The organism is Lentzea sp. NPDC051838, assembly GCF_040681245.1.
Classification (GTDB): domain Bacteria; phylum Actinomycetota; class Actinomycetes; order Mycobacteriales; family Pseudonocardiaceae; genus Lentzea.
Map to the genome: position 1 here is coordinate 213,278 of NZ_JBFAYI010000009.1, position 20,111 is coordinate 233,388.

Genomic DNA, 20,111 nt, shown 5'->3' on the forward strand with positions numbered 1-20,111 from the left:
TTAGGACAGGGGTCTGACAATTCCGTTCGAGCCCGTGTCAAGCCAGCGTGGCGACCCACGCGCGGATCGCGGAAGCGGTCGTGTCCGCCTGAGTGGTGAGCACGGTGTCGTGGTCGCCGGGCACGTCGACGGCCTGGTGCGGCAGCGGCCAGCGCGCCGACCAGTCGCGGTCCGGGTCGATCCGGCGCATCCGGGGGGTCGGGCCCGCGCGCAGCAGCAAGGTCGGCACCGGCGACGGATCGAGGAGACGGCCTCCGAACATGCGCTGGTAGCCACCGCCCGCGAGGATCCGGCCGTCCATGGCGGCCCCGTCGTACAGCTCACCCGGCAGGTCCTGCTCGTCCGCCAGCAGTGACAGCGCCCGATCGTCGCGGTCGCCGAGACCGGCATCGGTCTCGATGAGAACCACTCCGGCCGGAGCGCGGCCTTGGGCAGCGAGGTGCGCGCCCAACGCGTGGGCGACCACTCCGCCGAGACAGTGCCCGAGCAGCACGGTCGGCCGGTCCGCCGTGACCGCGTCCGCCAGGGTGCGCAGCAGTACGTCCACGTCCTCGGGGAGGGCCCGCGAGTCGCCGAAACCGGGGTAGCGCAGCCCGAAGAGGTCGTGGATGCCGTCGAACTGCCTGGCCAGCGCCGCGGGCACCGGGTCTCCCGCGGTCAGGTAGCTCGGCAGGTAGAACAGCACCGGCCCGCTGCCCCGAGCCAGCTGCGTCGGCACGATCGGGTGACCGCTGCGGAAGGTCGGCAGCGCGTGGGAGCCGAGGAGCCGCAGTTTCATGGCCTCGAACGGGCCCTGGTCGCGCAGCAGCTTGTGGTACAGCGCCGCGAACCCCAGCGGCTCCGGTTCGGTGGCCGCCCCTTCGGTGAGCTGTTCGTGGACGTGGGCGGTGAGCTGGGGCAACGACGGGTGGTCGAACACGACCGCCGGGCTCAGCCGCAGGCCCGTGAAGGCACGGATGCGGTTGCGCAGCTGCAACGCGCTGAGCGAGTCGAAGCCGAGCTCGAGGAAACTCTTGTCGGGCAACGAGTTCGCGTCGGTGAAACCCAGGGCCAGCGCGAGCTCGCCGCGGATCAGCTCGCCGAGCGCCGCTTCCCGTTCGGCCGCGGGAACGGCCGCGAGCGCGTCCGTCCAGGTGGCCGGCTGGGTTCGCGGGGCCTCGGTGGTCTCGGTGACCTCGAGCAGAATCGGCACCAGGACCGGCTCCGAGGTGCGACGAGCGCGATCGAACGCCGCCATGCCCACGTCGGCGGAGAGCGGGAGCGCGCCACCGGAGATCCCCGCGGCCATTCCGTTCTCCCACGGGCCCCACGCGAGTGACTGCGCGGGAAGTCCCTGAGCCGTGCGGTGCCGAGCCAGCGCGTCCAGGAAGCTGTTGGCGGCCGCGTAGTTCGACTGCCCCGGCCTGCCCAGCGCACCCGCGGCGGACGAGAACAGCACGAACGCCGACAGGTCCAGGTGCCGGGTGGCTTCGTGCAGGTACCAGGCCGCGTCGGCCTTGGGCGCGAGAACGGCGTCGACGCGCTGGGGCGTCATGGAGGACAGCACGCCGTCGTCGAGCACACCTGCAAGGTGGTAGATGCCGGTAGGGGAGCAGTCCGCCACCAAGCGCTGCACCGCGGCTTGATCGCCGACGTCGCACGCGACCGTTGTGATCTCCGCGGGCAGATCGTGCGCCCAGCCGGGCAGTTCGCCGCTCCTGCTCGCCAGAACGATGTGCTTGGCGCCGTGTGTGGCCACGAGGTGCCGGGCGAGCACGGCAGCAAGAGCACCGGTACCGCCGGTGATCAACAGCGTGCCCGCAACGTCGATGGCGGCGTCCTGGGGAGCGGGGGCGGCGCTCAGCTGGGGAGCGAAGAGACGCCCGCCCCGGATAGCGATTCGAGGGTGGTCGACGACCGCTGGTTCGGAGTGCTCGTCGAGGTCGACCAGCGCGACGCTGCCGGGATGCTCGGCCTGCACGCTGCTCACCAACCCCCACACCGCCGCGGCGGCGGGATCCGGATCGTCGCCGGTGGCGTTGTGCGTCACCACGACCAGCAGCTCGTCACGCTGTTCCGTGAACCACTTCTGCAGGTGGGTGAGCGTCGCGCCGATCAACGCGCGGGCACGCTCCGGCGGTGTCCCAGCGGGGGGTCCGGTGTCGAAGATCCGGTGCTCCGGCGCAGCACCAGGCTCGACCTGCCTCCACTCGACGCGGTGAAGTGCTTGTGCCGCAGCGGCTTCGGCGGTGGACTGCCCGGAGAGCCGCCGCATCACCAAGGACTCGATCGTGGCGACCGGACGTCCGTCGGGGTCGCTCAGGGCGACCTGGACGGAGTCCTCGCCGGTGCGCGTGATCCGGACCCGCGCCGCGGTCGCTTCTGGTTGGTGCAGCGTGAATCCGGTGAACGAGTAGGGCACCCGCACGGTGTCCTCGTCCGCGGGGTCCGCGAACAGCGAGGCGTGCAGAGCGGCATCGAGCAGGCAGGGACGCAACGACCGCGCGGCGCGGGGCAGCTCGACGTCGGCGAACAGGTCGTCGCCGCGCCGCCACAGCGTCGCCACGCCGCGAAACGCCGGGCCGTAGCGGTAGCCGCGCACCGCGAGCCTGCCGTAGCTGACCGGAACCCGTTGCGCGCCAACAGGTGGCCACGAGGTCGGCGCGACGGGCACGGCAGGCGCGGCAGCCGAGATCACGACGGTGGCGTGCTGCGTCCACGTCCCCGAGCCCGAACGCGACCAGATGGTGACCTCGCGGTCGTCCGTCACCACGACCTGGACCTGAGCCTCGGTCGTGAGGACCAACGGCGCGTGCACGGTCAGCTCGTCGAGCCGAACTGGTCCCGGCGGCGTGGTCTGGAAGGCCAGCTCCGCGAACACGGTCGCGGGCACCACGACGTCGTCGCCGATCCGGTGATCCGCGAGCCACGGCTGGCCTTCCACGGACAACACGCTGGTGTAGCGGACTTCCGGACGATCGGCCGCCGGTTGTGGTTCCCCGAGCAGTGCGGCTGACCTCGAAGCGGGCTCCAGCCAGAAGCGTTCCCGCTGGAACGGGTACGTCGGCAGGTCGCGGCGTCGAGCACCGCTGCCCGCGTACACCGCCGCCCAGTCGACTTCCACGCCGTGCACGTGCAGTTCGGCCAACGCGTCCAGCAACCGCTCCGCGACAGGGACAGCGTCCGGAACCAGAGCGCTCAACGTCGCCGCTGGACCGACCTCGGCGAAAACGACCTCACCCGCAGCCTCGACGGCGTCGCTGAAGAGCACGGTCTCGCGCGCTTGCCGAACCCAGTAGTCAGCTGTCGTGAACGCGTCCGTCTCGTGCCTGCCCGTCAACGTCGACACGATCGGCACGACCGGACGCTGGTAGGTGACCGACTCCGCGACCTCGCGGAACTGTGCGAGACACGGCTCGACCATCGCCGAGTGGAACGCGTAGTCGCCGCGCAGCCGGGTGTGCCCGGCCCCGATGCGCTCGACCTCGGCCATGACCGCCTTCTCCGCGCCCGACAGGACGATCGACTGGCGGCCGTTGATCGCGGCGATCGACACCTCGTCCGTTGCCGTGACCGCGTGGGCGGGCGCGCGCACGGCGACCATCACACCCGGCGGCATCGAAGCCATCGCCTGCCCTCGTGCCGCGACCAGCCGGACGGCGTCGGCGCGGGAGAACACCCCGGCGACGTGTGCGGCGGCCAGTTCGCCGATCGAGTGGCCCACCACGAGACCGGGGCGCACGCCGAACGAGTCGAGCAACGCGCACATCGCCACCTCGTAGGCGAAGAGCGCGGCCTGCGCGTGGTCCGTGCGGTCGAGCAGCTCACCCGACTCGATCACCGAAAGCAGTCCGTCGAACTCCGCGCACAGCCCGAGGAACGTCTCCCCGAACACCGGGAACGCCTGGGAGAGCTCAAGACCCATGCGAGCCCGTTGCGCGCCCTGTCCGGTGAACAGGAACGCCGGACGCACACCTCGTCGCGTGCTCGCCTTGACCACAGCGGGGTTTTCGACGCCGTCGGCGAGATCGCGCAGGCCCTCCAGCATCCGGTCCGAGCTGAGCACGGCGGCGCGATGGCCGTGCGTCGCCCTGCTCGTGGCGAGCGAGAACGCGATGTCCACAGTGGACTCATCGGTCAAGGTCGCGTGGAGGGCTTCCGCGTGAGCGCGCAGACCCGCTTCACCGTCGCCGGAAACCAGCCACGGCGCCGATGTCAGCGCGGGCTCGGCGTCAGGAACGGAGAACGGCGGCGGCTCCTCGATGATCACGTGGGCGTTGGTCCCGCTGATGCCGAACGACGAAACGCCAGCGCGCCTAGGACGTTCACCGCGTGGCCACGGCGTGTGCCGGTCGACGAGCCGGATCGCCGTCCAGTCCACTTGGGACGTCGGCTGGTCCGCGTGCAGCGACCGGGGGATGACGTCGTCGCGCATCGCCCACATCACCTTGATCAGCCCGGCGATGCCCGCGGCCGCCTGCGTGTGCCCGATGTTCGACTTCACCGACCCGAGCAGCAACGGACGGTCGCGCCGCTGACCGTAGGCCGCCTGCAGCGCGCCGACCTCGATCGGATCGCCCAGTTTCGTCGCGGTGCCATGACCTTCGACCACGTCCACGTCGGACGCGGCCAGCCCCGCGCCGGCCAGCGCGCGCCGGATCACCTCCTGCTGAGCCGAACCGTTGGGCGCGGTCAGCCCGTTCGACGCCCCGTCGGAGTTGACCGCCGAGCCGCGCAGCACCGCGAGCACGGGGTGACCGAGGCGCCGGGCGTCGGCCAGCCGTTCGACCAGGAGCAGACCCACGCCCTCCGACCAGCCGGTGCCGTCCGCGCCCTCGGCGTAGGACCGGCACCGGCCGTCCGGTGACAGGGCCTGCTGCTGGCTGAAGGCGACGAACGACAGCGGCGTCGTCATCACCGTCACGCCACCAGCCAGCGCCAGCGAGCACTCACCCGCGCGCAGTGCCTGAGCGGCGAGATGCAGCGCCACCAACGACGACGAGCACGCCGTGTCGATCGTCAGCGATGGTCCGTTCAGCCCGAGGGTGTAGGAGAGGCGGCCGGACGTGACGCTGCTCGCCGAGCCGAGCACGAGCTGGGCGCTCAGGTCGGGATGGTCGGCCTTGTGCACGTCCGCGTAGTCGGAGTGCATGTGGCCGACGAACACGCCGGTGTCGCTGCCGCGCAACGACGACGGCGCGATGCCCGCCCGTTCGACGGTCTCCCACGCGACCTCCAGCAGCAGACGTTGCTGCGGGTCCATCGTGACCGCCTCGCGGGGCGAGATGCCGAAGACACCGGGGTCGAAGTCCGCCGCGTCGTACAGGAACCCGCCCCGCCGGACGTAGGTCGTGCCCACCCGAGCCGGATCGGGGTCGTACAACGCGTCGACGTCCCACCCGCGATCGACCGGGAACTCGCCGGTCGCGTCCACTCCGTCGAGCACCAGCCGCCACAGGTCCTCCGGCGACCGGACCCCACCGGGGAACCTGCACCCGACCGCGACGATCGCCACGTCGTCGTTGTGCTCCCCGGAAGGCATGGCCTGCACCGCGCGCGTTTCCCCGCGCAGCAACGAATCCAGGTGGTGCGCGATCGCCGCGGGGGTCGGGTGGTCCCAGACCAGGGTGGGGGACAGCGGCAGCCCGGTCAGGGACCGCAGCCGTTGCCACAGGGTGGTGGCCTGCAGGGAGTTCAGCCCGGATCCGGCGAACGGGAGACGCGGATCGGTCACCTCGCCGCGGATCGCCCCGACCTCGTCGAGCACCAGCTTTGTCAGCGCGTCGAGCGAGAAGTCGGTGACACCCCTGACGGGCGAGGCCAGTTGTTCACGCAGCACGTTGCGTCGTGGTTTGCCGGACGGGGTGCGCGGGATCGACGGCACGAACACGATCTCTTCCGGCACCTTGTACGCCGACAGGTCGGCCGCGCAAGCCGTGAGCAGCGCGGTGGCGTCGATCGTCTCGGACACGACGAACGCCACCGGTGTCTCGCCCAGCAACGGATGCTCGCGCGCGACGACCACCGCGTCCACGACACCGGGCTGCCTGGTCAGCACGGACTCGACCTCGGCGGGGTCGATGTTGTGCCCGCCCCGGATGATCAGGTCGTCGACGCGGCCCGCGACGACGACGTTCCCGTGCTCGTCCAGGCGGCCGAGGTCGCCGGTGCGGTACCAGCCGGACACCAGAGCCCGGTTCGTCGCTGCGGGCTTGCCGTAGTAGCCCGTCATCAGTCCTGGGCTGCGCACCCAGATCTCACCTGGGTCGACCACGCGGACGCTTACCCCGGTGACAGGAGGCCCGTTCGTCCCGCGCACCGCAGTGCCGGCGCGTTCGACGGCGATCATGCCGCAGGTCTCGGTGCTGCCGTAGCAGTCGAGCAGCGCGACACCGAGCGCATCTTCCACATCGGACCGCAGCTTCTCGTCGCACGGCGCGCCCGCGGTGAGGCACGTGCGCAGCGACGGCAGTCGGGTGAGCCCGGCCGCCAGCAGCTGGCGGTAGGTGGTCGGTACGCCCGCGACGAAGGTCGGCGCGTACTCCTCTGCCTGCCGCGTCACCGCGACCGGGTCCCTGGTCACGCAGATGCGCGCACTGGCGCCGGCGACGAGCACTCCCAGCACGCACAACGAATGCGCGAAGCTGTGCGACATCGGCAACGGCCACAGCAGCCGGTCGTCCGCGGTGAGCCCGAGCAACGGTCCGTAGACCTCGGTCGGCGACCACAGTGCCGCGCGCTGCGAGGAGACCACCGCCTTGGGCGATCCGGTGGTGCCGGACGTGTAGATCATCCACGCGGGCTCGTCCGGACCCAGATCGTCCCGTGGCCGCCCGTGTCCCCGAGTCAGCTCTTCGAAGTCCTCGCCGACGACGAGCACCCGAGGTGCGCTCGTCTTCGTCACCTGGGGCAGGTGCCGGCGGTCGGTGATCAGCAGAGCGGGCTCGCTGTCGGCCAGCAGGTGCGCGAGCTCGGCGTCCGTGCACTGTGGACTGAACAGGACGCCGACCGCCGCGGCCCTGGCGACCGCGAGAACGCTCTCCACGAGCTCCACGCTGTCGTCCAGCAGGAACGCCACCCGTGCGCCGCGCTCGACCCCGAGTCCTGCCGCCAGCGCGGCCGTCCGATCGGTGAGAGCGCTCCACGTGACCGTTCGGACATCGTCGGAGAACGCCTCCTTCGAGCCGTGCAGCCTCGCGTTCTCCCCCAGCAGGTGCGCGATGTTCACCAAACCATCCCTACCCGGATTCGGTCCGTGTTGCCAGCGACCGGGCCAGGTACCGGAACGCGTGGCTAGATTGGTGATCAGACGGCGCGAAGGGGAGCGAATGGCCGGGGACTCGTACGACGTTGTGGTGGTGGGTGGCGGGCCTGCGGGCTCGACGGTGGCCACGTTGGTCGCGATGCGCGGCCATCGCGTGCTGCTGCTGGAGCAGTCGGCGTTCCCGCGGTACCAGATCGGCGAGTCGCTGCTGCCGTCCACCATCCACGGCATCTGCCGCCTGCTCGGTGTCGCGGACGAGGTCGAGGCCGCGGGCTTCACCCTGAAGCGGGGTGGGACGTTTCGGTGGGGCCGCAACCCTGCGCCGTGGCAGTTCAGCTTCGCGATGTCGCCTCGCCTGCCGGAGCCGATGTCGACCGCGTTCCAGGTGGAACGGCAGCGGTTCGACGAGATCCTGCTGCGCAACGCCACCCGCAACGGCGTTGAGGTGCGGGAAGGCTGCCAGGTGCGCGAGGTCGTCGAGAGCGGCGGACGGGTGCGTGGCGTGCGCTACCGGGACGGCGCAGGGGACCAGACCGTGTTCGCGGAGTACGTGGTGGACGCGTCCGGCAACACCAGCCGCATCCACCGCAGCACCGGCGAACGCGTGCACTCCGACTTCTTCCGCAACCTCGCCGTCTTCGGGTACTTCGCCGGTGGCGCGCGGCTGCCGGAACCGAACGCGGGCAACATCTTCTGCGCGGCGTTCGACGCGGGCTGGCTCTGGTACATCCCGTTGCGCGACGACCTGACCAGCGTCGGCGCGGTCGTCTCGCCGGAGCACAAGGCGCTGATCCAGGGCGACCCGAAGACGGCCTGGCTCGACCTGGTCGCGGCCTGTCCCGAGGTCGCGGAGAAGCTCGACGGCGTGCCGCTCGCGACGGAGCCGCCGTACGACCAGGTCCGGGTGCGCAAGGACTACTCGTACTGGAAGAAGGCGTTCCACCGGCCCGGGATGGTGCTCGTCGGGGACGCCGCGTGCTTCGTCGACCCGGTGCTCTCGTCGGGCGTGCACCTGGCGACTTACGGCGCGCTGCTCGCCGCACGGTCGATCAACGCCTGTCTCGGCGGCGAGGTGGACGAACAGCGCAGCTTCCGCGAGTTCGAGAACCGCTACCGCAGTGAGTACGCCCTCTTCTACCGCTTCCTGATCTCCTTCTACGAGATGCACAGCGACGAGAGCTCGTACTTCTGGACCGCGAAGAAGCTCACGAACGTGGACGAGAGCGAGACGGCCGCGTTCGCCGAACTGGTCGGCGGGCTGGCGTCACGCGACTACGGGGTGGTGAGCGCCGCCGTGGACCTCGATCGAGCCGTCGGCGCGCTCGCCACCGCCGACGACCGGCACAACCCGCTGTTCGACGCGCAGGTCGTCGGCGACACGTTCCGCGAGGGCAAGAACCTCCAGGAAGAGGCGTTGTTCGGCAACGTGCGCGATGCGGGAGAAGGCGAGCTCCCGGTGGCCAAGGACGGGCTGGGATGGACGGCCGGCTGACCTGCGTCCCCGGTGGCCCCGTCGAGCATCCACTCGGGACTGTCCGGTTCGGAGATCACGGGTTCACCGAGGTGTGGACGACCGGCCGCCCGGTCGTCGTGGACCAGGCGGAAGGAGTCGTGTGCGGACACGACGGCGAGTACGCCTTCGCAGCCGTGCGGGTCCCTCTGACCGAGAGATGCGCTCCTGGCGTGCGGGACGCGTACCTGCGCGTGTTCAAGCTGCTGACCGACCTAGGGTATCCGTCGATCTTCCGGATGTGGAACCTCATCGGCCGCATCAACGAGCCCAACGCCGACGGGCTCGAGACCTATCAGGACTTCTGCGCGGGCCGGGCTCAGGCGTTCGACCTGTTCCCCGGCGACCTGCCCGCGGGTACAGGCGTCGGCGCGCCCGGCGACGACGTCACGGTCTACCTGCTGGCTCGGCGCGGCGCGCGGCACGTCCCGGTGGAGAACCATCTGCAGGTCCCGGCGTACCGGTATCCGCGGCGGTACGGTCCGCGTTCGCCGTCCTTCGCCCGCGCGGCCTGGCTGCCGGACAGCGGTCAGTTGTTCGTCTCGGGCACGGCGGCGATTCTCGGGCACCGGACCGTGCATCCCGGCGACGTCGAGGCGCAGTGCCGCACGACGCTGTCGAACCTGGACGTGCTCACCAGCCGGGAGAACCTGGCGCGCAACGGCGTCGAGTCGAGCGTCGTGGTACGGACCGCCAAGGTGTACGTGCGCCGGGAAGCCGACCTCGACGTCGTGCGCGGGATGTGCTCGGAGGCGTTCCACGGCGCGGACCTCGCGTTCCTGAACGTCGACCTGTGCCGCGCCGATCTGCTGGTCGAGATCGAGGCCGTCTGCGACGCCGGGTGAGCGTGGTACACCGCGAGATCACACCCGCCGCTCTACAGTGCACCCGTGGCCGCGCGGATCAGTGAGCGAGAGGGCGGCCTGCTGCTGTTCCGGGTGGCGGGCATCCCCGTGCTGCTCGCGCCGTCGTGGTGGATCGGGTCGGCGATCGTGGTCGCGTTCTACGCACCTCTGGTCGACGACCTCGCGCCAGGCACCCCGCCCGGCATCGGCCTCCTGCTCGCCGCGCTCTTCGCGGTCTTCCTGGGTCTCTCGGTGCTCGCCCACGAACTGGGCCACTGCGTCGCGGCGTTGAGACTCGGGCTGCCGGTCAGACGACTGCGGCTGTACCTGCTGGGCGGCTTGTCCGAGATCATGCGCACCCCCGGCAAACCCAGCCACGAAGGCCTGGTCGCGGGCGCCGGACCGATCGTGTCCGTGGCACTGGCGGTCATCTTCGGCATCGGCGCGTTCGTGATGGAACCCGGCGACGTCGTGTGGGTGCTGGTCTTCCAGGTCGCCGCGGCCAACGTCGCCGTCGCCGTCTTCAACCTCCTGCCCGGCCTGCCGCTCGACGGCGGCAGGATCGTGCGGGCAGGGGTGTGGGCCGCGACCGGCCAACGAGCGATGGGCACGCGTGTCGCCGTGGTCGGCGGTTTCGCCGTGGCCATCGCACTGGTCGCGTGGGCGCTGTACGGCGTCGCGGAAGGCGCGGATGACCGTTGGCTGCGCTTCGGCGTGTGCGTGCTCACGGCGTGGGTTGTCATCGCCGGTGCTCGAAGCGAACTGGCCAGCGAACGCCGCCGCACCTGGCCCGCCGGTGTCACTCTCAACGACCTGATCCTGCCGGTGCTCCAGCTACCGGCGGAAAGCCCCGTGGCGGACGCCCTGAGCACCTCGGCGGGGCGTGGCGTGGTCCTGGTGCGCGCGGACGGTGTCGCGGCCGGACTGCTCGACACGGAAGCGGCGCGCAAGCTCGCCGCAGCAAGCCCCTTCGCCCCCGCAGAACAGGCCGCGGAGCCGATCCTGCCCGAGACCGTGCTCCTCGCCGACGAGCCCGGCGAGGAGATCGTCGAACGGGTCCAGGGCACCGCCGCGTGGCAGTTCCTCGTCGTGGATCTGGAAGGCCGTCCGGCGGGTGTGCTGCGCAGGGAGGACCTGCGTGCGGCCATTGAGAAGGGTGTTTGACACCATTGCGCGGTGATTAGCGCAAGTGGACCGTTCCAGCCGGGTGACCGGGTTCAGCTGACCGACCCCAAGGGCCGGCACTACACGGTCGTTCTCGAGTCCGGCAAGGAGTACCACACCCACCGCGGCGCCATCCCGCACGACCTGCTCATCGGGCAGCCGGAAGGCTCCGTCGTGCAGTCCGTCGGCGGCACGAACTTCCTGGCACTGCGCCCGCTGCTGCCGGACTACGTGCTCTCGATGCCGCGTGGCGCGCAGGTGATCTACCCGAAGGACGCCGCGCAGATCGTCATGTACGGCGACATCTTCCCGGGCGCGCGCGTTCTGGAAGCCGGCGCGGGCTCTGGCGCGTTGTCCTGCTCACTGCTGCGCGCGGTGGGGGAGAAGGGCAGCGTCCAGTCCTACGAGGTGCGCGACGACCACGCGGTCCACGCGATCCGCAACGTCGAGCAGTTCTTCGGCGAGCGCCCCGGCAACTGGTCGATCACGGTCGACGACGTGAAGAACCACGAGGGCGAGGTCGACCGCGTCATCCTCGACATGCTCTCGCCGTGGGACGTGCTGCCCACGATCGCGAAGAACCTCATCCCCGGCGGCGTGCTCGTCGTGTACGTCGCCACCACCACGCAGCTGTCCACGGTCACCGAGGCGCTGCGGGAGATGACGTGCTGGACCGAGCCGCACGCGTGGGAGACGCTCGTCCGCCCGTGGCACGTCGTGGGTCTCGCGGTGCGGCCGGAGCACCGGATGATCGCGCACACGGCGTTCCTGCTGACCACGCGCAAGCTCGCGGACGGCGTGACGGCACCGAAGCCGCAGCGCCGCCCCAGCAAGGGCTGACCTCTGTCCGGTTTCGGACAAAGATCATCGTTCGGCCCCGCACCGTCCGCCGGACCCGCTTCCATTCAGGAGCAATCGAATGGAAGACCTGGGGGTTTTGTCTTGCGGAAGTTGATGATCGCGGTCGTGGCGGCAGGCGCGACGCTCCTGCCGGTGCCGGCGGCGCACGCCGGTCCTGGCTGCTCGGCCGCGTACGAAGCGTACGACTCCAGCACGCAGCGCGGCTTGGGCAGTTCGACGTGCCCCAGTTACGTGCAGCGGGTGAAGGTGACCTGTTACGACATGATGGTCGGTGCCGTGTACACGGTTTACGGCCCGCTGGTCGGACCTGGCCAGGTGTCCACGCAGCCCTGTGACACGTTCGGCCAGGCGATCGGTGCGACGTTCTCCTACACCTGAGACACGTGAGAAGGGCCCTGCACCTCACCGAGGTGCAGGGCCCTTTCGCGTTCAGGTCACTTGGTCGGCGTGCCCACGCTCTCGACGCCGCACACCTTCCAGTCGCCGCCCTCCTGGGTCAGCTTGTAGATGATGTGCGACGACACCGTGCCGGTGCCGTTCGGGTCCGGGTTCGGGATGCCGCTGTAGAGCGCCTTGAACGTGCCGGTCGACCCGGACGTCTTGATCTCCGAGATCTTGATGGTCGCCTCGGGGTACGCCTTGACGGGTGTCTTCGGCGCCTTCTCCGCGTCCGCGTACATCTTCGCGCAGACGTACTTCTTCAACGCCGGAAGCTCGGTCTTGCCCGCCCGCGCCTGCTTCTGGCTCTCCGCGGCGAAGTCGTCGAGCATGTCCTTCGCGTCGGAGTCGCCGCCCGAGCTCTTGGGCGTCGTCGTCGGCTTGTCGGTGCCGTTCGTCGGCGCGTTCGTGTCCGTGTTCGACGACGCGGTGTTGCTGGGCTTGTCGTCGCCCGACAGCAGCACCGCGGCCGTCACACCGCCACCGACGAGCACCAGCACACCGACGATGACGCCGATGATCAGGCCGGTGTTGCTCTTCTTGGGAGGCGGGCCGCCGAACCCACCAGGACCGCCGTAGCCGGGCTGCTGGCCGTACTGGGGCTGGCCGTAGCCCTGCTGCGGGAAACCGCCGCTCTGCGGGCCCTGCTGCCCGAACGGGTCCTGCTGCGGCTGGCCGTAGCCGGGCTGGGGCTGCTGGCCGTATCCCGGCGGCGGCTGCTGACCGTAACCGGGCTGCGGCTGGCCGTACGGCGGCTGCTGCGGCTGCTGCCCGTACGGGTTCGGCTGCTGGCCGTAGGGGCCGGGTTGCTGCGGTGGGTAGGTCATCGAAATTCCCCCGATGTGGATGTGGTGATCCTCGCGGCCGTTCCCGGTCGGATCACTTCGTCGGAACCTGGAAGTCCGGCAGCTTCAGATCCGCAGCCAGGGTGCAGAACTTCCAGTCGCCCGATTCCTTCTTGAACTTCACCGTCGTGTCGAACGTCTTGGACTCGCTGCCCAGCGTCACGGTGGTGGAGACGGCGACGTCGGCCTTGTCGCCGGTCGCGGTCGCGCTCTTCACGGTCACCTTGGGCAACGGCATGTTCTTGAACTGCTCAGCGAGCTTGCGCTGCTCGGGCGTGAGCTTCTTCTCCGCCTCCTCGGCCTCCTTGAGGGCCTCGGAGCAGATCATCGACTTGGCCTTGCTCTCGTTCTTGGCGGAGACGGCGGCGTAGTAGGCCTCCGCGGCGTTCTTCACCTCGGACGACTCGTCACCACCGCTGCCGCTGTTGGAGTCCGACGACGAGCTGGTCGAGGAGTTGCCGCTGAGCAGGACGGCCGCCGTGATCCCGCCGCCGACGAGCACCAGGACACCGATGACGACGCCGATGATCAGGCCGGTGTTGCTCTTCTTGGGAGGCGGGCCGCCGAAGCCACCAGGGCCGCCGTAGCCGGGCTGCTGGCCGAACGGAGGCTGCTGACCGTACTGCGGCTGGCCGTACTGGCCGGGCTGCTGGGGGTAACCGGGCGGCGGCTGCTGGCCGTAGCCGGGAGGGGGCTGCTGGCCGTAACCCGGCTGCTGCGGCGGCTGCTGCCCGTAGGAACCACCGGGCTGCGGCTGCTGGCCGTAGGGGCCGGGCTGCTGCGGCGGGTAGGTCATCGAAACTCCCCGATCCGGATGAGGTGATCTTTTCGGTGGACATTCTGGTCCCTCGCGGACCAGCTCGCGGCCGAATGAGACCTAACGACACGCAAGAGTGGTTGTGCACACGTTGTGCTGTTGCCAAACCCCCGCGCGAAGGCCGCGTCTGATAACGATTGCGGCAACTCCACCGGGAATCGACCGCGATGCACTGCGCTGTCGGGGTGGTGCGCCGTATGCGAAGGCAGAACCACCCGGTTGGCCGCACACCCTCCAGTCGTCCTGGAGGCGCGGCAGAGCCGGACCTCCGACGAGACCGAACGGGGTGGGTAGCGGTGCGTGACCACCGATCGGACCAGCCAGTGGTCCACCTGGTGGGACGACGGCGTGTTGCCGCCCGTCGCCGGGTCGCGAGCCGTACCAGGCGTGTTCGCGGTCGTCCGAGGGTGGTCGCACAGCGTGGGGACCGGGCGCCCGCCCAGGTGCTCCCATGACCCTCTCCTCGGACTTCTCGCAGGTCGATCGGCGTGTCGCTGGGCGAAACGCCGGTCGCGGTTTCTGGGACGCACCGTAGCGGTCCGGTGGCAACCCCGAACACCGAGATGGAGCAGTTGACCTCTGTTGGAGGCCGGACCGTTGCGTCACACGAGCGAAGATGATGTTGTGAGTACCCCATTTTGTCGGTGATCGCCGGTACCGTAATCGGTACGAACACGGGAGGAGGGTGCCGACATGCAGCACGGTCATCCCGGCAGCCAACCCGATGAGGGTGGCGAGCTGAACCAGGGCAACAATTCTGCTGAGCTGACAGCGCAGATCAGGTTCCTCGAGGACGAGATCGCGTCGTTGCGTCGCAAGCTGACCGAGTCACCGCGCCACGTGCGGTTGCTCGAGCAGCGCTTGGCTGAGGCGACTGAGCGCGTCAGCCAGCTGACCGAGCGAAACACGAAGCTCATAGACACCCTCCGCGAAGCACGAAGCCAACTGCTCGCGCTGCGTGAGGAGGTCGACCGGCTGGCCCAACCGCCCAGCGGGTACGGCGTCTTCATGGCGCGTTTCGACGACGGGACGGTCGACGTCTTCACGTCCGGCCGCCGGATGCGGGTCGCCGTGTCCCCGGCGGTCGAGCCGGAGAAGCTGTCGTTCGGCCAGTCGGTGCGCCTGAACGAAGCACTGACCGTCGTCGAGGCCGGCGGCTTCGAGCGGTCGGGTGAGGTCTGCGCACTGCGGGAGGTGCTCTCCGAAGAGGGAGAGGACCAGATCGCCCGCGCGCTGGTCGTCGGCCACGCGGACGAGGAGAGGGTGGTCTGGCTCGCCCAGCCGCTGCTCGAGTCGCCGCTCAAGCCCGGCGACTCGCTGCTGGTCGACTCGAAGGCGGGCTTCGCCTACGAGCGGGTCCCCAAGGCCGAGGTCGAGGACCTCGTGCTCGAAGAGGTCCCGGACATCGACTACAGCGACATCGGCGGCCTGTCCCGGCAGATCGAGCAGATCCGCGACGCCGTGGAGCTGCCCTTCCTGCACGCGGACCTCTTCCGCGAGTACGAGCTGCGCCCGCCCAAGGGCGTCCTGCTCTACGGCCCTCCCGGCTGCGGCAAGACGCTCATCGCCAAGGCGGTGGCGAACTCGCTGGCCAAGAAGGTCAGGGAGATCCGCGGGGAGACCGACAAGCAGGCGAAGTCGTACTTCCTCAACATCAAGGGCCCCGAGCTCCTCAACAAGTTCGTCGGTGAGACCGAGCGGCACATCCGCCTGATCTTCCAGCGGGCTCGTGAGAAAGCGTCCGAGGGCACCCCGGTGATCGTGTTCTTCGACGAGATGGACTCGATCTTCCGCACCCGCGGCTCCGGTGTGTCGTCCGACGTCGAGACGACGATCGTGCCCCAGCTCCTCAGCGAGATCGACGGCGTCGAGGGCCTGGAGAACGTCATCGTCATCGGCGCCTCCAACCGCGAGGACATGATCGACCCGGCGATCCTCCGCCCCGGCCGCCTCGACGTGAAGATCAAGATCGAGCGACCGGACGCCGAGGGCGCGAAGGACATCTTCAACAAGTACCTGACGCCCAACCTCCCGCTGCACGCCGACGACCTCGCCGAGTTCGGTGGCGACCCGAAGGCCTGCATCGAGGGCATGGTGCAGCACACCGTGGAGCGCATGTACGAGGAGTCAGAGGACAACCGGTTCCTGGAGGTCACCTACGCCAACGGTGACAAGGAAGTCCTGTACTTCCGGGACTTCAACTCCGGCGCGATGATCCAGAACATCGTCGACAGGGCCAAGAAGGCAGCGATCAAGTCGCTGCTCGACACCAAGCAGCCCGGCCTCTCGGTCCGGCACCTGCAGGCGGCCATCATCGACGAGTTCGCCGAGAACGAGGACCTGCCGAACACGACGAACCCCGACGACTGGGCACGCATCTCGGGCAAGAAGGGCGAGCGGATCGTCTACATCCGCACGCTCGTCACCGGGAAGAACCAGGAGGCGGGCCGCGCGATCGACACGGCCACGAACACCGGCACGTACCTGTAAGAACCTGCTCGAACGGAACCGCCCCGGCCGCTTCGGCCGGGGCGGTTTCGCGTCTGTGCCCGGCGTCATCGGCCTAGGATCCCGTTCGGGGGAGGGGACATGAGGCGCATCTGGTACGTGCTGGGAGCACTGGGCGTCGTCACCGTGCTGGCCTACGCCCGTGACACGGCGGGTCCGGTCGCCATCGCCGGAACGCCGGCACCTCTGTCCGCCGAGTCGATGCGCCTCATCGCGGACGACAAGTGCGAGCGGCCGTCCGGATACCGCGCGAACACCGTGCAGATGGTCCGGGGAAGCGTCGTCGAGGTGGGCGTGACTCCCTCCGATCTCCTCGTCTGCGTCGTCGGCGATTCAGGACACTCCCTGACGAAGGGCAAGGCCGTGCCCAGTGCCGAATACGTCGCCGGACGCACGGGCCTGGTCTGGGACGACGAGATCGTCGAGGTCGGGCGGATCGCCCCCGAGGTCGCCGTGCTCGAGTTCGTGCTGCCCAGCGGACGTGTCGTCCGAGCCGAGCTGTACGGCGAGGTGTTCCTCTGCCGTGTTCCGGAGAAGATCACCACGGTGCGGATCCGGGCCTACGACGCGGGAGGCCGTCTCCTGCGCGACGCCGTCATCTAGCTGTACTGCCTTGAGAGGTTGCGAACGGTCCGACACGTGATCGGATGATCTTGGAACGAGGGAGGGTTTGCCAGGTGGCCCTCGACTGCTCACGCTGACGCACCGCTGTCCGAGCTGGGCGGGCTACGTCTGGCCCGGTGTGTTGTCGAGGACGTCTGGCTTGTCCGGCTGTCTGCTGAGCGGTTCCAGGTGTCGGTCGGCACGGCGCAGCGGTGGGCTGGTCGCCACCGCGAACTCGGTGCCGCGGGCATGGCCGACCGGTCCTCGTGCCCTCGACCGTGCACCGGGTGCTGACCCGCTACAGCCTGGCCCGACCCGGCCACGCACGAACAACCGCGCGAACCTCGGCTACAGCTACCCGCACAACGCCGTGGACGACCATTCCCGCCTGGCCTACACCGGAAATCCTCGCCGACGAGACCAAGGAAACCGCCGCGCTTTCTGGCGGCGAGCACAGACCTTCTTCCGCAGCAACGGAGTCACCGTTGAGCGGGTACTCACCGACAACGGCTCCTGCTACCGGTCACGGCTCTGGCGCGACACCCTCACCGAAGCCGGCATCACGCACAAACGCGCCCGCCCCTACCGGCCACAGACCAATGGCAAGGTCGAACGCTTCAACCGCACCCTGCTCGACGAATGGGTCTACGTCCGCCCCTACCGCACCGAGACCGAACGCCGAGAGGCGTTCCCGCGGTGGCTGCACACCTACAACCACCACCGCACTCAAAGGCCAGCCACCCGCCAGCCGCGTTCCTAACCTCTCAGGTCAGTACGTCCAGCGAGGCCTGACTCGTAGGCCGCGATCACGAGCTGCGCCCGGTCGCGGGCGTGCAGCTTCGCCAGCAGGTTCCCGATGTGCGTCTTCACCGTGCCCGTGCTGACGTGCAGCTGAGCCATGATCTCCGCGTTGGACAGCCCACGCGCGATCAACGTCAGCACCTCCTTCTCCCTCTCGGTCAGCACTTCCAGCCCCTTGAGCACCGGCGACGACGGCTGCCGCACGAACTCGGAGATCAGCCGACGCGTCACGGACGGCGACAGCAACGACTCACCCGCGGCCACCACGCGGATCGCGGCCAGCAGCTCGGCCGGGGGCGTGTCCTTGAGCAGGAAACCCGAGGCGCCGGCGCGCAGGGCGCCGAACACGTACTCGTCGAGGTCGAACGTCGTCAGCACCAGTACGCGCGGCCCGTCGAGCAGCCGCGTGGCCTCGATGCCGTCCATCTCCGGCATGCGGATGTCCATCAGCACGACGTCTGGTGCCGAAGAAGAAGCGAGCTCGACGGCTTCGGCGCCGGTGCCGGCCTCGCCCACCACGGTCAGGTCGGGTTCGTTGTCGACCAGCAGCCGGAAGCTCGCGCGCAGCAACGCCTGGTCGTCGACGATCAGCACTCGCGTCATCGGATCGGCACTTCCGCGACGACCCGGAAACCGCCGGAAGGACCGGGGCCGGCGCTGAACGTGCCGCCGTACATCGCGACCCGTTCGCGCATCCCGATCAACCCGTGCCCCACACCCAGCTCCCGAACCCCCGGTCCGTCGTCGGTCACCTCGACGCGCACCGATTCCGAACTCACTTCGACCACCGCGGTGCACGACGCGGGCGCCGCGTGCTTCACCACGTTCGTCAGAGCTTCCTGCACGATCCGGTACACCGACAGCCCGACCCCCTCCGGCACAGCGGGATCGCCCCGCACGTCCAACGACACCCGCACGCCCGCCAGCGACGCGCGGTCAGCCAGCGAAGCCAACCCGGAAAGGCCGGGGGAGGGCGCCAGGTCGGCGTCGGACCGCAGCACGCCCAGGAGCCCCCGCATCTCGGTCAGCGCCGCGCGGCTCGTGGAGGAGATGACCTCCAGCGCCTCGTAGGCGTGGTCGGGTGAGCGCACGTGTGCGGCGTTGGCGGCCTGCACGGCGATCAGGGAAAGGTTGTGCGCCACCACGTCGTGCAGTTCGCGGGCGATGCGGAGGCGTTCGTCCGACAGCGCCCGCTCTGCTTGTTGTGCCGCCTCTCGCGCGAGGAACGACCGCCGCTGCCGGGTCGTGTAGCCGATCACCCACACCGCGACGAGCGCGGCGGTGACGACCAGGACGTTCTCCGGTTCGCCGCCGGAGACACCGGAGATCGCGACCACGCTCACCAACAGCGCGGGCACCGACCAGGAGGGTGAGCGGTCGGCCGCCGCGCTGTAGAGCATGAAGCACACCGCGGCGACGGGAGCACCGAGCGCGACGGTCGGCAGCACTCGCAGCATCACGGCCGCCACCGTGGCCGCCAGGGTGATGGTCAGCGCGTTCAGCGGCCAGAACCGGCGCACCGCGATCGGCACCGCCACCGACGCGGCGCAGACCACGACCACCCACCAGGGCCAGTCCCGGCGTTCGAGGACGCCGTAGCCGACGAGGAAGCCGATCACCAGCGCGGCTGCCGCGTCGACCAGGTAGAGGTGCAGTCTCGCCATCACGGCACCGACGTTATCCACCTCGGCGAACCGACGCCTCGGACCACGGTCCGATTCGGAAGTTCGGACCGAGGGCCGATCCGAACGGCCGTCGCACCGCAGATCCTCGTCGGCATGATCGAGGTGCGGAAGCTGACGAAGAGATACGGCGACACGGCAGCGGTCGACGACCTGTCGTTCACCGTCCAACCTGGACTGGTGACGGGCTTCCTCGGCCCGAACGGCGCCGGCAAGTCCACGACGATGCGGATGATCCTCGGCCTCGACCAGCCCACGAAAGGCGTGGCATTGGTCGACGGCAAGCGTTACGCGGACCTGGCCAGGCCGCTCACCCACGTCGGCGTGCTGCTCGACCCGGCCGCGGTGCACCACGGCCGCAAGGCGATCGACCACCTGCGCTGGCTCGCGGCGAGCAACGGGATCGATCAGAAACGCGCCCACGAGCTGCTGGAGCAGGTCGGCCTCGGAGGCGTGCGGCACAAGCGAATCCGGACGCTGTCGCTCGGCATGAAGCAGCGCCTCGGCGTCGCGGCGGCGCTCCTCGGCGACCCGAAGATCCTGATGTTCGACGAACCGGTCAACGGACTGGATCCCGAAGGCGTGCGCTGGATCCGCGACCTCATGAAGAGCCTGGCGGAGGAAGGCAGAACGGTCTTCGTCTCCAGCCACCTGATGAGCGAGATGGCCCTCACCGCCGACCACGTCGTGATCGTCGCGAAAGGACAGCTGGTGACCGAGACGTCCATCGACACCCTGACCCGCAACGGTTCCCTGGAAGACGCCTACCTCGACCTCACCAGCGGGAGGGGACT

General features: G+C 69.6%; 12 protein-coding genes and 2 pseudogenes. 9 read left to right on the forward strand and 5 right to left on the reverse strand.

The window, feature by feature from the left end; translation table 11 throughout:
* Positions 1 to 37: 37 nt before the first annotated feature.
* Entirely contained in the window at positions 38 to 7,207 is a 7,170-nt protein-coding gene (locus AB0M24_RS22545) for a type I polyketide synthase (RefSeq protein ID WP_363770903.1), read from the reverse strand.
* Positions 7,208 to 7,307: 100 nt separating this feature from the next.
* Here AB0M24_RS22545 and AB0M24_RS22550 point away from each other — a divergent pair, with 100 nt between their 5' ends.
* The 5 genes from AB0M24_RS22550 to AB0M24_RS22570 all read left to right on the forward strand — a co-directional run bounded on the left by AB0M24_RS22550 (position 7,308) and on the right by AB0M24_RS22570 (position 12,001).
* Positions 7,308 to 8,735, forward strand: coding sequence for a tryptophan 7-halogenase (locus AB0M24_RS22550; RefSeq protein WP_363770906.1), 1,428 nt, complete (start codon positions 7,308 to 7,310; stop codon positions 8,733 to 8,735).
* Positions 8,720 to 9,598, forward strand: coding sequence for an FkbO/Hyg5 family chorismatase (locus AB0M24_RS22555; RefSeq protein WP_363770909.1), 879 nt, complete (start codon positions 8,720 to 8,722; stop codon positions 9,596 to 9,598). The genes AB0M24_RS22550 and AB0M24_RS22555 overlap by 16 nt, the downstream gene beginning before the upstream one ends.
* Before the next feature lie 45 nt (positions 9,599 to 9,643).
* A complete protein-coding gene (locus AB0M24_RS22560) occupies positions 9,644 to 10,762 on the forward strand; it encodes a site-2 protease family protein (protein WP_363770912.1) in 1,119 nt (372 codons plus the stop codon).
* Positions 10,763 to 10,777: 15 nt separating this feature from the next.
* A complete protein-coding gene (locus tag AB0M24_RS22565) occupies positions 10,778 to 11,602 on the forward strand; it encodes a tRNA (adenine-N1)-methyltransferase (protein ID WP_363770988.1) in 825 nt (274 codons plus the stop codon).
* A 102-nt stretch (positions 11,603 to 11,704) separates the two neighbouring features.
* Positions 11,705 to 12,001: a hypothetical protein gene (locus tag AB0M24_RS22570; protein ID WP_363770915.1), complete on the forward strand. Its 297-nt coding sequence runs from the start codon at positions 11,705 to 11,707 to the stop codon at positions 11,999 to 12,001.
* Positions 12,002 to 12,057: 56 nt separating this feature from the next.
* Here the strand turns inward: AB0M24_RS22570 and AB0M24_RS22575 are convergent, their stop codons facing one another.
* The gene (locus tag AB0M24_RS22575; RefSeq protein ID WP_363770918.1) at positions 12,058 to 12,888 is read right to left on the reverse strand and encodes a hypothetical protein; all 831 of its coding nucleotides are present in this window, start codon (positions 12,886 to 12,888) and stop codon (positions 12,058 to 12,060) included.
* Positions 12,889 to 12,940: 52 nt separating this feature from the next.
* Positions 12,941 to 13,702, reverse strand: a complete 762-nt coding sequence (locus tag AB0M24_RS22580; protein ID WP_363770921.1) for a hypothetical protein — start codon at positions 13,700 to 13,702, stop codon at positions 12,941 to 12,943.
* Positions 13,703 to 14,416: 714 nt separating this feature from the next.
* Here AB0M24_RS22580 and arc point away from each other — a divergent pair.
* The 3 genes and pseudogenes from arc to AB0M24_RS22595 form a co-directional block, all read left to right on the forward strand.
* Positions 14,417 to 16,213, forward strand: coding sequence for a proteasome ATPase (gene arc / locus AB0M24_RS22585; protein WP_363770924.1), 1,797 nt, complete (start codon positions 14,417 to 14,419; stop codon positions 16,211 to 16,213).
* Positions 16,214 to 16,312: 99 nt separating this feature from the next.
* A complete protein-coding gene (locus AB0M24_RS22590) occupies positions 16,313 to 16,834 on the forward strand; it encodes a hypothetical protein (RefSeq protein ID WP_363770927.1) in 522 nt (173 codons plus the stop codon).
* 105 nt (positions 16,835 to 16,939) lie between these two features.
* Positions 16,940 to 17,610, forward strand: a pseudogene (locus AB0M24_RS22595) (integrase core domain-containing protein); the annotation flags it as partial.
* On the opposite strand, the gene AB0M24_RS22600 reads toward AB0M24_RS22595, so the two are convergent.
* Positions 17,591 to 18,238, reverse strand: a complete 648-nt coding sequence (locus tag AB0M24_RS22600) for a response regulator transcription factor (protein WP_363770930.1) — start codon at positions 18,236 to 18,238, stop codon at positions 17,591 to 17,593. The pseudogene AB0M24_RS22595 and the gene AB0M24_RS22600 sit on opposite strands and share 20 nt — an antisense overlap.
* A complete protein-coding gene (locus AB0M24_RS22605) occupies positions 18,235 to 19,299 on the reverse strand; it encodes a sensor histidine kinase (RefSeq protein ID WP_363770991.1) in 1,065 nt (354 codons plus the stop codon). The genes AB0M24_RS22600 and AB0M24_RS22605 overlap by 4 nt, the downstream gene beginning before the upstream one ends.
* A gap of 114 nt (positions 19,300 to 19,413) precedes the next feature.
* On the opposite strand from AB0M24_RS22605, the pseudogene AB0M24_RS22610 reads away from it, so the two are divergent.
* A pseudogene (locus AB0M24_RS22610) lies at positions 19,414 to 20,046 on the forward strand (ATP-binding cassette domain-containing protein); the annotation flags it as partial.
* Between the last annotated feature and the right edge of the window lie 65 nt (positions 20,047 to 20,111).